Origin of the sequence: Microbulbifer sp. MLAF003, assembly GCF_030012965.1 — a bacterium.
Lineage (GTDB): Bacteria > Pseudomonadota > Gammaproteobacteria > Pseudomonadales > Cellvibrionaceae > Microbulbifer > Microbulbifer variabilis.
In genome coordinates this window covers 1,257,966-1,273,128 of the sequence record NZ_CP120232.1, presented here as the reverse complement: position 1 = coordinate 1,273,128, position 15,163 = coordinate 1,257,966, and the positions used below count along the sequence as shown (strand labels likewise).

Annotated in this window: 17 protein-coding genes; 4 read left to right on the top strand and 13 right to left on the bottom strand. The window is 51.0% G+C overall.

Annotated features, from left to right (window positions below):
- The first annotated feature begins 273 nt into the window (after positions 1-273).
- Complete coding sequence (gene folE, locus P3339_RS06115) at positions 274-816, top strand: GTP cyclohydrolase I FolE (protein WP_282952724.1); 543 nt, start codon at positions 274-276, stop codon at positions 814-816.
- 65 nt (positions 817-881) lie between these two features.
- Positions 882-1,226, top strand: coding sequence for a 5-carboxymethyl-2-hydroxymuconate Delta-isomerase (locus tag P3339_RS06110; RefSeq protein WP_020412733.1), 345 nt, complete (start codon positions 882-884; stop codon positions 1,224-1,226).
- A 4-nt stretch (positions 1,227-1,230) separates the two neighbouring features.
- Here P3339_RS06110 and P3339_RS06105 read toward each other — a convergent pair whose 3' ends face one another.
- The 8 genes from P3339_RS06105 to P3339_RS06070 form a co-directional block, all read right to left on the bottom strand.
- Positions 1,231-1,377: a hypothetical protein gene (locus tag P3339_RS06105; protein ID WP_282952723.1), complete on the bottom strand. Its 147-nt coding sequence runs from the start codon at positions 1,375-1,377 to the stop codon at positions 1,231-1,233.
- The gene (locus tag P3339_RS06100; RefSeq protein ID WP_282952722.1) at positions 1,374-2,099 is read right to left on the bottom strand and encodes an alpha/beta fold hydrolase; all 726 of its coding nucleotides are present in this window, start codon (positions 2,097-2,099) and stop codon (positions 1,374-1,376) included. Before P3339_RS06100 ends, P3339_RS06105 begins: the two co-directional genes overlap by 4 nt.
- A 133-nt stretch (positions 2,100-2,232) precedes the next feature.
- Complete coding sequence (sixA, locus tag P3339_RS06095) at positions 2,233-2,685, bottom strand: phosphohistidine phosphatase SixA (RefSeq protein WP_020412731.1); 453 nt, start codon at positions 2,683-2,685, stop codon at positions 2,233-2,235.
- 32 nt (positions 2,686-2,717) lie between these two features.
- Positions 2,718-3,248, bottom strand: coding sequence for a DUF4389 domain-containing protein (locus P3339_RS06090; protein ID WP_282952721.1), 531 nt, complete (start codon positions 3,246-3,248; stop codon positions 2,718-2,720).
- A 12-nt stretch (positions 3,249-3,260) separates the two neighbouring features.
- Positions 3,261-4,262: an NAD(P)H-dependent glycerol-3-phosphate dehydrogenase gene (locus P3339_RS06085; RefSeq protein WP_282953558.1), complete on the bottom strand. Its 1,002-nt coding sequence runs from the start codon at positions 4,260-4,262 to the stop codon at positions 3,261-3,263.
- Positions 4,263-4,548: 286 nt separating this feature from the next.
- On the bottom strand, positions 4,549-6,468 hold the full coding sequence (gene htpG, locus P3339_RS06080) for a molecular chaperone HtpG (RefSeq protein WP_020412728.1): 1,920 nt from the start codon (positions 6,466-6,468) through the stop codon (positions 4,549-4,551).
- Positions 6,469-6,567: 99 nt separating this feature from the next.
- The gene (locus tag P3339_RS06075) at positions 6,568-7,770 is read right to left on the bottom strand and encodes a serine hydrolase domain-containing protein (RefSeq protein ID WP_020412727.1); all 1,203 of its coding nucleotides are present in this window, start codon (positions 7,768-7,770) and stop codon (positions 6,568-6,570) included.
- A 240-nt stretch (positions 7,771-8,010) separates the two neighbouring features.
- Positions 8,011-8,613 (bottom strand): peroxiredoxin, encoded by a 603-nt coding sequence (locus tag P3339_RS06070; RefSeq protein WP_282952720.1) that lies wholly within the window; start codon positions 8,611-8,613, stop codon positions 8,011-8,013.
- A 332-nt stretch (positions 8,614-8,945) separates the two neighbouring features.
- Between P3339_RS06070 and P3339_RS06065 the strand changes: the two genes are divergently transcribed.
- Positions 8,946-9,158: a bacterioferritin-associated ferredoxin gene (locus P3339_RS06065; protein WP_020412725.1), complete on the top strand. Its 213-nt coding sequence runs from the start codon at positions 8,946-8,948 to the stop codon at positions 9,156-9,158.
- A gap of 68 nt (positions 9,159-9,226) precedes the next feature.
- Here P3339_RS06065 and P3339_RS06060 read toward each other — a convergent pair whose 3' ends face one another.
- The 4 genes from P3339_RS06060 to P3339_RS06045 form a co-directional block, all read right to left on the bottom strand.
- Positions 9,227-10,753, bottom strand: a complete 1,527-nt coding sequence (locus P3339_RS06060) for a sensor histidine kinase (protein WP_282952719.1) — start codon at positions 10,751-10,753, stop codon at positions 9,227-9,229.
- Positions 10,734-11,441 carry a response regulator transcription factor gene (locus tag P3339_RS06055; protein WP_282952718.1) on the bottom strand — a complete coding sequence of 236 codons (708 nt, stop codon included), beginning with the start codon at positions 11,439-11,441 and terminating at the stop codon, positions 10,734-10,736. The genes P3339_RS06060 and P3339_RS06055 overlap by 20 nt, the downstream gene beginning before the upstream one ends.
- A 99-nt stretch (positions 11,442-11,540) precedes the next feature.
- A complete protein-coding gene (locus tag P3339_RS06050) occupies positions 11,541-12,275 on the bottom strand; it encodes a spondin domain-containing protein (protein WP_282952717.1) in 735 nt (244 codons plus the stop codon).
- A 23-nt stretch (positions 12,276-12,298) separates the two neighbouring features.
- On the bottom strand, positions 12,299-12,994 hold the full coding sequence (locus P3339_RS06045; RefSeq protein ID WP_020412721.1) for a spondin domain-containing protein: 696 nt from the start codon (positions 12,992-12,994) through the stop codon (positions 12,299-12,301).
- A 1,143-nt stretch (positions 12,995-14,137) separates the two neighbouring features.
- On the opposite strand from P3339_RS06045, the gene bfr reads away from it, so the two are divergent.
- Positions 14,138-14,629 carry a bacterioferritin gene (gene bfr / locus P3339_RS06040; protein ID WP_020412720.1) on the top strand — a complete coding sequence of 164 codons (492 nt, stop codon included), beginning with the start codon at positions 14,138-14,140 and terminating at the stop codon, positions 14,627-14,629.
- Positions 14,630-14,736: 107 nt separating this feature from the next.
- Here the strand turns inward: bfr and grxD are convergent, their stop codons facing one another.
- The gene (gene grxD / locus P3339_RS06035; protein WP_026305012.1) at positions 14,737-15,069 is read right to left on the bottom strand and encodes a Grx4 family monothiol glutaredoxin; all 333 of its coding nucleotides are present in this window, start codon (positions 15,067-15,069) and stop codon (positions 14,737-14,739) included.
- Between the last annotated feature and the right edge of the window lie 94 nt (positions 15,070-15,163).

Sequence of the window (15,163 nt, the reverse complement as noted above, 5' to 3'; positions counted from 1 at the left end):
CTATTGTCACTCATTGGATGGCCTCTGTTGTGGCAATTCTATAGCTGTACCCAATGGACCTAGGCTATTTGTCCACCCAACTACTTTATCAGTCGTTTAAATAGAGTAACTAGGCCTCACTCCATCTGCCTTCCCGAACAAAAAATGGCCCCTGGCACTGGCTATCAAATTGCTGTCAACAGGCCTCTGGGTCCGCGCGGATCTTTACTCTCGGGTTACAAACGCTTAGGGTAGCGCACCCGCCCTTCGGGCTGAGATGTTGGAAAGAGCAGCATGAACGAACACTACGCGCGAATTATTGAAGCAATCGGCGAAGATCCGCAACGCCCAGGACTCAAGGACACCCCTGAGCGCGCCGCCAAGGCCATGGAATACCTGACCCGCGGCTACAGACAGACCGTCGAAGCCGTGGTCAACGATGCACTCTTCCCCTCCGACTGCAGTGAGATGGTGCTCGTTAAGGATATCGAACTCTATTCCCTGTGTGAGCACCACCTGTTGCCATTTATCGGCCGCGCCCACGTAGCCTATATTCCCAATGGCAAGGTTGTTGGCCTGTCCAAGGTAGCACGTATTGTCGACATGTTTGCGCGCCGCCTGCAGATCCAGGAGCAGCTTACTGTAGAGATCGCCGAGACCCTGCTAAACGTCACTGGTGCTGCCGGTGTCGGTGTTATCATCGAAGCCAAACACATGTGCATGATGATGCGCGGGGTGGAAAAACAGAACTCTGTGATGAAGACTTCGGCAATGCTCGGTACTTTCCGCAGTAACCAGGCTACGCGCAACGAGTTCCTCTCCCTGCTCCGCCAGTAACAGGGTCGACTCACCAGCACATCGCGGCTCAAAAAGAGCCGCCAATGTTCACGGAGTGAATTGCTATGCCCCACCTGATCATAGAGTATGCGAAGAATCTGGAAGACAGGATTTCCGTGGCTGCCCTGGTCAGCTCCGCACAAGAGGCGATGAACCGCTCCGGGCTATTTGCGTCGCACAACATCAAGACCCGTGCCAAGGCTTACGAGCAATTTATCGCCGGCGATAATGGCAGCAGCTTTATCCATGCCGAAATCCGGCTATTGGAAGGCCGCAGCTCCAGGGAGCGAGAAGCACTGAGCTCGGCAGTGTTCAATTGCCTGTGCCAATTCGCCGATGGCGTGCCTGCGGTCTCGGTAGAAGTGCGGGAAATGGACCCCAGCTGCTATTCAAAGCGCGTGCCCTTCTAGCTCATTAGTCGGCCTCGCCGCGCAAGAAAGGCCCAAACCACTCCGCAATGCCCTCGGCTCCGTCCTCCATATGCAAATGGTGACTGCCAGGCAGCTCCCGCACTTCAATATTTTCATAATCAGCCAGAATTGGGCGCAGCTTCTTAATCATATTTGTAATCCCCCCTCCGCCAGAACCAGGCGTACCGGCATACTGAGCCGTGAAAGAAAGGCCCGAATCTGCACTTCATTGAGCTTCGCGGTGGAAGCCGCCATCAGCTGGGGATCATTACTCCAGGTAAAACCACCGTCCAAGGGGCGAGTTCCACGCTCAGCCAAAACCCGTGCAGCCCATTCAGAAAGTGGGAAGAGGCCATTCATACGAGCTTCCACGGCTCCCTCAAAGGTCGGGTATACCTTTGCCTTGCGGTGCCTGTAACGAGCGCGCTGGGCGATGGCCCTGGCAAGGATATCCGGCGACTCCTCATCCTTTGTGGCCGGGGGCACCAAGCCATCAATCAATGCGAGGCGCTTTACCCTGTTGGGAAAAGCCCCGGCAGTAATCACGCTCGCAATGGCTCCTCGTGAGTGAGCGAGCAGGGAAAAGTTTCGCCAACCTAGAGCCTCCGAAGCACCGATAATATCCTCAGCCTCCTCCCAGATGTTGTAATTGGCATGAGGAGAACGATGGTAGCTGCGGCCATGCCCAGCCATGTCCATGGCAACCAGGTTAATTCCTTCAAGCAGGGGGGCAAGTCGATTAAAACTGGCACAGTTATCCAGCCAGCCATGCAAGGCCAAAACTGGTTCACCAGAGGGGTCACCCCACTGCCGTGCAGCAATAGTTTTACTCTCAAACTCGAGGGTGATTTCGCTGGCGACGCTTTGCTTCATAAGTGGTAATTCCACTGGGTAACTGGTTTTGATAAGGCAAGATGGTGCTACTGCTCTGTCATAACTGCAATGACACTTGGCACCAGCGAGCTAGTGATTTAGGTGCAAGCATGGGAGGAAGATTAAATGGCGCCTACTCTGCGTGTTGCAGCCAATCAAGCTCAGCACAGCCATTGGCCCAAACTTCAGCACTCACACAGGCAAGGCTTGAAGTACCCATGGGATGCTCATTACCGCTACCGCAAAGGCCATTGAGCAGACTGCCAACCAACGGCTGGTGGCTAACCAATAGAATGGGGAAGTTATCCTGCTCCTGCAAAAGGTCAAGCAACTGTTGGGGATTGCTATCCCCGATTAGTAGTGGCTCGGTAACAACGGGCAGGCCCAAATGAGCGGAGACAATATCAGCTGTTTGCTGGGTTCGAACAAAAGGACTGGCCCAAATAGCGTGCACAGCCGATAACTCTTTTGAGCGTTTTTTGCATACCTGCGCCACTTGCTTGCGCCCACGTTCCGTCAGGGAGCGAGCGGCATCATTGCCAAGCATCGGCTCGGCCTTGCCATGGCGCAGGATAAACAATTGCATTGACATAGCCTCAATTAGAGCTGAGCAGGTAGCTAGTTTTTCTCGCCGCGCTCGTCAGATTCGCCTTTCTTTTCAGCAAAAGAAGCCGGCGGCTCATCAGCACCCTCTTCTACCAGCTCAGGCTTTTTATCATCGGCAGGTTCATCACTACCGAGAATAATGGCATCCTCAGCCTCTTCCTCTTTTTTTGATTCCGCTTTCTTGACCGGTTCAGCTTTTTCCTCTGTAGCGACCACCTCCGCAGAGACTTCTTCAGCTCCTTCATAACCGGAGAGATCTTCTACATCGGATTCCGGCCACTCCGCAAAGGGGAAGGGCTTCTCGTCTGAGTTGTAAATCAAAAACTGTACAGCCTGGTAGATATACGAGGCGAGCTGATCGCCAAAACGACGCAAGTTATCGTTAGACTTACCGCCGATAATCGAAAACAGGAACTGCAGCACCACCACAGCCAACAGTACCCAGCCGGCAATCTGCAAACAGATGCCAAACAGCACCATATAGATCAGTCGCACCCATTGATTACCGGAGGTCAGGTTGCGCTTCAATTCATCATTTTTCATAAGAGGCTTCCATCAAGGCTTGGCCGAGTAGGCCACATCAAACGTTTGTGCGCCCGACATTAAATTACGAATTACCTCTGGGATCGGTCGCTCTTCAAATAATATGGCGTGAATCGCGGAAACCAAGGGCATGTAGACGCCCATTTCATCAGCTTTCTTTTTTATCAGCCGAACAGTGTTTACGCCCTCGGCCACCTGACCGATTTCTGCGACAGCACGATCCAGGGGTTTGCCCTTACCTACCAAATAACCCACGCGATAATTGCGGCTGAGATCGGAAGAGCAAGTCAAAATTAAGTCGCCAACACCGGCTAGACCGATAAATGTCATGGGATCTGCACCCATCGCCTCGGCAAAGCGCATCATTTCGGCAAGGGAGCGGGTTATTAAAAGGCTAATGGTGTTTTGCCCGCGGTCCAGTGCTGCGGCCATGCCGGTTACTATCGCGTAAATATTTTTCAGGGCACCGGCCAGCTCTACTCCGAACACATCATTACTGGAATAAACCCGAAAGGTTTCCGAATGCAGGGCTGATTGGATATCTTTGCACAGGGCCTCATCTTCACTGGCAACTACTGTAGCTGTGTAGTGGCCCGCGACAATTTCCTTTGCGAAATTAGGCCCGCTCAGCACACCTACACGCATGCCAGTCGTTTCCTCGCGCAGGATATCGCTCATTAATTGGAAGTGATCGTGCTCAATACCCTTGGTAGTGGAGATCAGCATGGTGCCCGGCTTCAGTAGCGGCGCTACGCGGCGTACCACCTCGCGGAAAGATTTACTGGGAATTGCTACAAACACAATGTCACAGCCTTGCACAGCTTCGTGCAAGTCGCTGCTAATACAAAGCTCCGGGTGTAAAGCTACACCAGGTAGGTACTTACTGTTCTCCCGAGTTTCCCGGCAAGTTTCCGCGCTCTCCGAATCCCGCATCCACTGGCGGGTGTCGTGACCGTTCCCCGCTACGATATTGGCAATTGCGGTCCCGAAACTGCCGCCGCCCAATACGGCTATGGAGAGGGGTTGGAAGTTTCCTTTTGCATAGTGATACCGATAAAGCTTCTCTCGTGGCCTGGGATTATAGAGGTATGACCCTCCAAGCCCAAAGGGTTCAATTTACGGGAATTTGTTCGTAAATTTGCAAAACAACACGGAAAAAACAGAAAACGGCCCTCTGCTTAACCACCCATCCAATAAACTGGTGGGCTGGTTACGCAGGGGCCGTACATCAAAAGCGCGCTGGCGCGTTGCAGATTTTAGCGCGCGGGATTTACAGGGCGAGCCCGTAAGCCATGGTTACTTAGCCGTGCATTTCCAGCAGAAGCGTATTCAGGCGGCGCACATAATCTGCCGGATCCGCCAACTGGTTACCTGCCGCCAGGTTAGCCTGGTCCATCAGGATATTGGTGAGATCCGCAAAGCGATCTTCATCCGCTTCCTGATCCAGACGCTGCACCAGCGGGTGGGACGGATTGATTTCAAAGATCGGCTTGGCATCTGGCAGGGCCTGGCCGGCTTGTTCCAGGATACGACGCATCTGCGGGCCCATATCCTGATCGCTCACTACCAGGCACGCCGGAGAATCCACCAGACGTGTAGTAGCGCGTACGGACTCAACGCGGCCTTCCAGAACGTCCTGTACCCGCTCAACCAGAGCACCGGACTCTTTCTCGACTTTTTCGCGTTCGGCCTTGTCTTCATCGCTCTCAGCTTCACCCAGATCCAGCGCACCTTTGGCGACATCTTGGAACTGCTTGCCGTCGAATTCGTTCATATGGCCCACGAACCACTCATCCACCTGGTCAGTGAGCAGCAGTACCTCGATACCCTTCTTGCGGAATACTTCCAGGTAGGGGCTGGATTTGGCTGTAGCGAAATTGTCGGCACACACATAGTAGATCGCCTTCTGGCCATCCTTCATGCGACCTACATATTCTTCCAGGGATTGATCCTGCTTCTCGGTATCGGTGTGGGTGCTGGCGAAGCGCAACAGCTTGGCGATTTTCTCTTTGTTGGAGAAATCTTCAGCTGGGCCTTCTTTCAGTACATTGCCGAACAGCTCCCAGAATTTCTGATACTCATCGCCATCTTTCTTCGCCAGCTTGTCCAGCATATCCAGTACACGCTTGGTTAGCGCGCTCTTGATCGCATCGGTATTGCGATCTTTCTGCAGGATTTCACGGGATACATTCAGCGGCAGGTCGTTGGAATCCAGAACACCTTTCACAAAGCGCAGGTACAGCGGCAGGAACTGCTCGGCATCGTCCATGATAAAGGTGCGCTGTACATACAGCTTGAGGCCACGAGCGGCATCGCGCTGGTACAGATCGAACGGTGCGCGTGCAGGAATGTAAAGCAGGCTGGTGTAATCCAGTTTGCCCTCTACGCGGTTGTGGCTCCAGGTTAAAGGGTCATCAAAGTCGTGAGAGATATGCTTGTAGAACTCCTTGTACTCCTCGGACTTCACTTCGGAGCGCGGGCGGGTCCACAGGGCCTGGGCAGCGTTTACCGCTTCAAACTCTGGCGCTTTCTCTTCTTTCGGCTCTTCACCTTCCTCCGCAGCCGGCATTTCCTCTTTCAGCATTTCCACCGGAATGGCGATGTGATCGGAGTACTTTTTAATGATGGAGCGCAGGCGCCAGTTATCGGCAAACTCCTTCGCTTCCTCTTTCAGGTGCAGAACCACTCGGGTGCCACGCTGGGGCCATTCAACGGTTTCCACGGAGTATTCCGCTTCACCGTGGCACTCCCAATGCACGCCCTGGTCAGCATTCAAACCGGCGCGACGGGTGAATACGTCGACTTTGTCAGCGACGATAAATGCTGAGTAGAAGCCCACACCGAACTGGCCGATCAGGTGCGCATCTTTTTTCTGGTCTCCGGTCAGCTGCTGCATAAATGCAGAGGTGCCAGAGCGGGCGATGGTGCCGAGGTTTTCGATTACTTCATCGCGGCTCATACCAATACCGTTATCGGTAATGGTGAGCGTGCCCTCTTCCTTGTCAAACTCAATGCGAATGCGCAGGTCTGCATCTTCGCCCAGTAAATCGGGCTTGGACAGCGATTCAAAACGCAACTTGTCAGCGGCGTCAGAAGCATTGGATACCAGCTCGCGCAGGAAAATCTCCTTGTTGGAGTAGAGCGAGTGGATCATCAGGTGCAGTAGCTGCTTGGCTTCCGTCTGGAATCCATGGCTCTCTTTTTGGGCCTCAACGGTCATCTAGTAAGTCTCCCCATACACGTCAATCGGAACAGGGAGCAGATATGAGGCCCTTCTGGCAGGTTTCAAGGGGAGGGATAAGAGGTCCTCCAGCGGAGATTAACGATCTCCGCTGGTTTTTACTGTGGCAGAGTTGCCTTTGCCGGTAATATCGATCACGAAATTGGCGGTGAGATCGGAGATTACACGAGACTCCGCATTCATCAGGATAGCGATACCAATCTTCAACTTCTCTGAATAGGCCACCGCAGCGCGGAAGCCGGCTACCCAACCCCCGTGATAAATAATACGGTCATCACCGATGGTATACAGACGCCAGCCCAGGCCGTAGCCGGCATGAGACAGGTAGTCCCGCCAGATACGGTGGCGCATATGGCGCTGAGTAGCGACCCGTTCGGTGGTCATATCCTCAATCATCTCTGGGGACAGCACTTTTGGGTAATATCCCATTTGGGCCTTCAGCCATTGGGCCATATCGGAGATGCTGGCGTTAACGCCAGCTGCCGGAGCGGCAAAGTAATACTCTTTCTCTACCTTAACCGGGCGCCAGCCACTGCCGGTTTGTACATGGGGCGCAGCGCGGTTATCAGAGGCCATAAAGCTCTCCCAGCCCACCGAGGCATTCTGCATTTTCAGCGGTACAAAGATGCGCTGTTTAAGCTGGCTGGCAAAAGACACACCCGTTGCTTCGAAAATCACATCTTCAATCAGGCTGAATAGCACATTCTGGTAGCCGTAACATTTTCCCGGGGTACAGCGCGGATCAATATTGGCAAATTTCGGCAATATCTTACTGAGCGGCTTGTTGTCCTCAAGATAATTGTCGTACGCATTGGGAGTCAGGCCGGAAGAGTGGCTGAGCAAATGCTCTACCTGTAATTGCCGCGATAGGGTTGACGTTTTGAAGCTCAGATCCGGCACATAGTTGACTACCTTGTCACTCCAATTGAAGCGTTTTTCGTGCTCCAAAATGGTGGCCATGCTCGCCGCAAAGGTTTTTGAGACAGAAGCCAGGCGGAACACAGTGTCGTTATCCACTTTGCCGGCCTTACCCCTGATCCGCACGCCATAGGTATCCATGGCGACCACGCGGTTTCCATCGACAATAACGTAAGCGCCCCCAGGAATTGACTTACCCGCCATCATCTGGCGAAAGTAGCGGTCAAATGCCTTGGCCCTGGCGTCAATATCCACTGCCCGCGCAGGCAGGGACAGCCCGCACAGAAGTAGTGCCGAGAGAAAAATACGCGCCTTCCCGGCACGTAGGTGGTAGACGATATTTGAAAGAATTGCAGGTCTCATACGCAAATCGAGCCGCCAAAGCAATCCGGTACTTGCAGATAAGACTAGCAGCCAGCGGGCAAAAACTCTATTTAGGCGCCACGCAGGACTGACTGCAGAATTCTAGTCGCTAATCTCAGACTCCGCGCGGACACCTATGCCAGTTCCATAAAGCAATACAATGGCACTTATATAAACGAAAAAACCGCCTCTCGGCGGTTTTTTCGTTGTGGGGATACCCCCACAGCGAGGGCCCTAAGCTTAAAGCTTTTCGGCGTTCTCGCTCAGGTAAGCCGCTACACCTTCCGGAGAAGCGTTCATACCCTTGTCACCTTCCTGCCAACCAGCGGGGCAAACTTCGCCGTGCTCCTGGTGGAACGCCAGAGCGTCAACCATGCGCAGCATCTCGTCAACATTACGGCCCAGCGGCAGGTCATTGACTACCTGGTGACGAACCATACCTTCCTCGTCAATCAGGAAAGAACCACGGAAAGCAACGCCAGCATCTGCTTCTACGTCGTACGCCTGGCAGATTTCGTGCTTAACATCAGCAACCAGGGTGTACTTAACCGGGCCAATACCACCGTCATTTACCGGGGTGTTACGCCATGCGTTATGAGAGAACTGGGAGTCGATGGAAACACCAATTACTTCAACGCCGCGCTTCTCGAACTCAGCAAAACGGTGGTCGAAAGCGATCAACTCAGAAGGACATACGAAGGTGAAGTCCAGCGGGTAGAAGAAAACTACTGCTTTCTTACCTTCAATTGCTTCTTTCAGGTTAAAAGTATCGACGATCTCGCCGTTACCCAATACCGCTGCAGCGGTGAAATCCGGAGCCGGCTTACCTACCAAAACTGCCATGAAAACCTCCTCAATCCAATGATGGGTTGTTGATAAAGAGTGAAGTGTTCAATTTATACGCAACAGCTATAAATCGAATAGGGATTAATAGTGGAGCGCTATGATACACACCCACCTATTACAGGCCCATAAATTTTTTAAATCAGCCTGATAGCAGAATGGCTATGCGTGAACTGAACCACAAAAGGGAAGGAATACCCATCAGCAGGAGTAAAAAAAGATCAAAGTGACTAAATTACACTCTTTCTGAAATCTTATTGACACTCATTCTCAATTGCAATAGGATTTACATAAGTCTAATATTGAACAGAAATCGACCAGAGCCCACAACGATGTATGTATGTATCTGTAAAGGTATAACCGACCGCCAAATCAAAGAGGCAGTCTATGATGGCTCCACTTCTGTTAAGGCGTTGAGGCGCCAACTGGGTGTCTCCTCTCAGTGTGGCCGCTGTGCAGAACAGACCAAAGAGATCATCGACGAGACCATGAGCGGAGGAATGATTAACTCTGCCAACAACGGATTGTTTTACTCCGCCAACTGATTTCTTCTTTCGACCTGCGATCGCCCCCTTGGCGATCGCCACTCCACTTCTTCTCTCTCAATCTGCGCTCAATAGTCCGACTCTTCCATATGACCGCATGGCGCGCCCCAACGGCGGTGCAGCTGAAATTCAAAAGCGGTGCCAAAGTTTTCCCTGCTACGCACGTAAATATCGGCTCGATGCAAAGCCAACAGTCTTTTGGTGATTGCAAGCCCAAGTCCTCCCAGCCCACGGCTGCTTTTCTTGCTATTAGCAGCCCGATAGTGTGCGTCGAAGATATTAGGCAGGTCATCAACGGGAATCCCCATGCCACTATCCTTCACACTCACTGAGACCTGGTCACCGTGTGGCCGCAGCTGCACGATAATCTCATCACCCGAGCCACAGTGACGCAGGGCATTTTCTACCAGGTTGGAGAAAACCCGTTCCAGCTTTTCAATATCACCATAGACGACGATACTTGAATCCTGTGGTATTACCGCTGCGTGCACACCCTGCTCGAGCGCTTTTATAGTAAATTTTTGCAGTACGTCCTGAATTAATTCAGCCAGTACAACCCGCTCTATCTTCATCGGCACATCAGCACTTTCCAGGCATGCCAATTCAAACAGTTGCTCCACTAGCCGATTCACTTTCTTACTACTGCGATAAGCCGTTTCCACATAATGCCGGCTGTCATCCGGGTTTAGCTCTTCGCGCCGGATCAGCCAGGTTTCCAGGTACCCTTGTAACGATGAGAGCGGTGTACGCAGGTCATGAGAAATATGGGTCAGTAATTCACGACGCATTTCATCGATGGTCTTTATACTCTGATACTGCTGCTTTAACGATGTAGACAATTCATTGAAAGCACTTCCAAGGCGTTGAACCAAGTCATTCTCTTCAGTATTCCAGGAGGTTGATGGCAAATCCCCTTGCAGACCGGCAGCGCGAAAATGCTGCATATCTCTAGTGAGCTTTCGCAGAGGACGGGTAAGCAGTGCAAACACCCATAGGGAGGCAATCAAGCTGAGTATCAGGCATCCTAAAAAAACCGCTGCCACCCAGCGCAGCAGATGATTTTGCCAAACTCCCTGAACCACATCGTCAAATAGCTCACTGCCAATAATGACATACATGTAACCTAGCAGTTGGCCATCCCGCTCTACTGGAGCTGCGGAAAATACTTTTAGGCGCTCACTATCACGAGGGTCTGGGCCGTAAATTGTTCGCTGAATACCCGTCGATCTATCTAGAAATACCCGAATAGGGTCAAGGTCAATAAATTGACGCTTTATCTTTGCCGGCTCGGCGGAATAAGCAAGGACTTCGCCTTCAGGGCTCAACAGGTAGAATTCAAAGTTTGGCCCCAATACCATGAGGTCGTGAAATAGGTGATAAAGACCTTCTTTATCTGGCTGACCATCGACAAAAAGTGCATTTTGCTCTGCCAGATGTCGAGCTAAATCCCGGTGTAGGTTTTGCGCTACTTCACTCTGGTAGGCTGCAACTACACAGCCCATAAGCAACAAGAAAAACACCCCCACAACTATGAAACTACAAAGCAGCAACAGGATCAGGCGGCGATAAAAAGCATCACGCAATAATGGCATCATTGAATTTGTAGCCCACTCCCCAGACTGTCAGTACATATTCCGGTTGTGAAGGATTTTGCTCTAACTTGTTGCGCAGGCGATTGATATGGGAATTCACGGTATGCTCATAACCACTGTGTTGATAGCCCCAAACTGCATCCAGAATTTGCGTTCGCCGAAACACTCGACCAGGGTGACTTGCGAGATAATAGAGAAGGTCAAATTCCCGCGCAGTTAATTCCAGTGGCTGTAAGTCCAGCTTTACGAGCCGCCTGCTACAGTCGATATGCAAGCGACCACAGGTGATCATTTGGTTGTTTCTGCTACTTACTTGGGCATTGAATTCAGAGCGACGCAATAAGGCTTTTACCCGTGCCTGCATCTCACGCATACCGAACGGTTTAGATAGGTAGTCATCGGCACCCATCTCTAACCCTAATACCCGATCCAGTTCAGAGTTACGTGCGGTGAGCATCAGAATTGGAAGGGCGCTACCGACATCACGCAGGCGACGGCAAATCTCCACCCCATCCAGGCCCGGCAACGTCAGGTCCAACAGCAACAAATTGAATTTCTGGTTTAAGGCTCTCATCAGCCCCTGCTCACCGTTATCACAGGCGGTTACCGAATAACCTAAGCTCTCCAGATGCATGCACAACAATTGGAGTATGTCGTGATCATCCTCGATTATCAGAATACGCTTGTTCATGCGTGCCCCACCATTTCTGGCCTTCTTCCCCTGGCAACTCCCCCAGAGGAGGAGTTGTACTCGGGTCTCAGGCTATTTGTCGCACCAGCAGCGTAATTGTTACTCTATTCGGGTAATACTCAGAAGCATGGCTGTTTGATCAAAGCGATGAGACTGATCCAAAGTCGATTCAGCATAACCATCTGCCCGACTGACAACCCCAGGGTGACGTGAAACAAAATTCACATCCTCCCGCTCTACGTTAAAACCCTCACCACCATCGGCGGGGCCTGGGATAGTACCCACCAGCTCGCTATTGAATTCAGTACCCGCATCATATATCGGAGCCAGGCGCTGTAAAGAATCACCCACCGCCAGGGATGACACATCAATTCGAGTAATACCGCTAAACGCATCATTGGTATTGACCAGCATGGTGGCAATCGTCAGCAGCACCTCTTCTTGTTCAGCAAATTCCAGGCTGAGGCTTTCACTGGCACCGGGACCAAGCGGTGCTTCCGCACTCATTGAAGCGAAACCGCCGGAATCCTCCAGTTCCATCCTGAATTCGCTATTGTCACCACCTTCAGCGAGCAACTCGAGACCAGCACTGGAGGGCTCACCAACGACCCAGCCATGCAAGGCACTATCGTGGGCCACTATTGCCACCGGCGACAGCGGCTGATTGTGGGTTAAATTGGTTACTGTTATCTCAAACCCCATAGTAACGGGGTCAGGGGCCGGTGCAGGATTATCTGTCGCGTTGGAGCGGCTGTTATTATCATTGCTACAGCCGGCCAGCAAGGCCGTGATGGCCAGAGGCAACAGTAAGGAGCCCAACTTGGTTTTATTCATAATGATTTCTCCCGTTGGCTTACTTACTGAACCGTTACAACAACCTTGGCTACTGGGTTAAGCCAGCGGTGAATGCGCGCATCCAGATCGCTGTTACCAGCATCCGGGTCGGTATCACCAACGTTGCCACGGTGAATATGAATCAGTTGGTTAACTTCTTCTGAGGTGACACCAGTACCTCCGACACCACCATTACCATCAGGGCTGGCTGGAATACCTGCAACAAAGGGTGCACCGCTGCCCTCAACAACTAACTCATTGTTAGCCTCGGTGCCGGCATCATAGGCATTGAGATATAGGGTATAGCTACCGGGTTCAGTAGGAATTTCCCAGGCATCGAGCCCAACAAAACCATCATTAGTTGGCAGCAACATGGCGGTGATAGACAAAAACCCATTACTGCCGGTGTCAAACGCCTCAATATCTACGCTGCTGCCAGGAGCCAGTAATCCCATTGTTTCCATATTGACTGCCCCCATTGCGCTGGCAGCGGCAGCAAGGCCGCTGATATCTCCGCCTTCGGCCATCATCTGCAGTTCTGGGCTCGCACCGGAGCCAACTTCAAACAGATGAAACTCATCAACATGGGCTGAAACCAGCAGCGGTGTGAAATAGATGCCGTGGGTAAGATTCGTAACGACTACTGAAGTGGTTTGTGCCTGAACTCCCGTCGCCATAGCGGCCAATGCCAAGGTGCCGAGAATGGATTTTATTTTCATAGCTATCCCCAAAATCTGAGCTTTTATAAGTAAAGGGCCAAACAGCCTCCTTTAAGCTAAGGGGGAAATATCCAATATTGATCACCGAATCATCACATTTTTATCACAGGTGCTCGGCACGCTTTGCATTTAGGCTCGACGCATAGATTATCTCCTGTGGGAGAGGAAAACTGCTTAGTATTGCCATTAATTCTATAGGTACTTAAAACCGGTTGATTTCACCCTCCATGATCAAAACGATAACAACCTGAAATTAGCGACTGGCGACAGCATTAGCGGTATGGGCTCTACGGCATAAGAGAAAAATTCTGGCACCTTCGCAGCAGGATACAAGCACAATCTCAGGCAGTTAGTGCTACTGGGTACCTATAGGGTGGCAATTACACTGATATAGCCCTGCAGTAAAAAGTTAATCAATCTATATATACGTATTTTACTTATTGCCCTACTCACCCCCACCGGTCAGTGATCTCATCCTAGTGAATAATGTCACTTCACGATAAGTTGGTAGGAACTTCTCTCAACTTTACACTCCTGCCTGTGAAAGCAGCCCTGACATTCGAATATTTGAATTCCATATTCTACTGCGCTCTATTACACCAAGCCCGCGCACTGGCCATGCCGCCTTAAGCCCTTCTTCTAGCATACGGATTAATTCGGGATCAATTAACATTAAGGCAAAAGTTAATACCAGGTCCGAGCGCCTCTACCTAGTTTGCCCCCTTATAAATTACGCTGCATATTTTACTATTTATCGAATTACACTTTCCTGAAAATCGCATTTCTTTTCTAATTGGCCTATCGCCTTAATCAACTTTTATTTATATCTGCAACTAAGTATCTCCCACATATGCAACCTAAACAGGAATCATTTTCGTTGCGATTTTCGGCTAAATTAATGTTTAAACCCTTGTTTTTCCTGCATTCTGCAACAAATATTTTTCCTTGACTTGCCGCAAATCGCAACGCAAACTCGGCCCGGATTGCAGTTGCCACCCTAAAATAATATGTGGGAAAACGGTCAGCCGCAGACTTTAGTGACTAAACCTATTTAGTAACTTTTTATTTCTACTTATCAGCGACTAACAATTAGGAATTCTCTGCTGGCCATATTGAGCTCGCAGGGCCACAGGAGCAAAAGCTATGAAGGGCGATCCCAAGGTTATCGAACATTTAAACAAAGTGCTCGGCAATGAGCTTGTGGCAATCAACCAGTACTTTCTGCATGCTCGCATGTACGACAACTGGGGGTTAAAAGAGCTTGGCAAGCAGGAATACCACGAATCCATCGATGAAATGAAACACGCCGATTGGCTGATCGAGCGTATTCTTTTCCTGGAGGGTATTCCGAATCTACAGCACCTGGGTAAATTACTAATCGGTGAAAACACCGAGGAAATGCTCAAGTGTGATTTAAAAATCGAATCCAAAGCCATTCCCGATTTACGTGAAGCTATCGCTTACTGCGAATCAGTACGCGATTATGGCAGCCGCGAGCTACTGGAAAAAATCCTTGAGTCTGAGGAAGAGCACGTAGATTGGTTGGAAACCCAACTGGAGTTGATCGACAAAGTTGGCATTCAAAACTACCTGCAAACTCAAATGGAAACTGCAGCCGGCCACTCAGGCAAGTAATTAAAGTCTTCTCACAGGCATAAAAAAACCGCAGTTTCCGCTGCGGTTTTTTTCTCACAATGCACTGTCGCTTTCGCCAGACAGAAACATTGGAACAAAAGCGAAAGTTAACCTTCGCCTTCGCCCTCCGCTGACGCCTCATCAATCAAGGTTTTCAGCTCGCCGTTCTCGTACATCTCCATAATGATGTCACAGCCACCAATCAACTCTCCTTTTACCCACAGCTGAGGGAAAGTCGGCCAGTTGGCATATTTCGGCAATTCGGCACGAATATCCGGGTTAGATAGGATATCCACATAAGCAAAGCGCTTACCGCAGGCCATCATCGCCTGGGAAGCACGCATGGAAAAGCCGCACTGGGGGGCGTTAGGGCTACCTTTCATGTAAAGCAGGATGGCGTTGTCAGCAATCTGCTGTTTGATGTTCTCCAGTGTATCCATAAGCTTGAGAAACCTCAGGTGGTAGAAGCAAAAAATGATCGTGTGTTCCGCATCGGCACCCAGCCATTGCGCACGGGCCGGTATTGTACCCCAG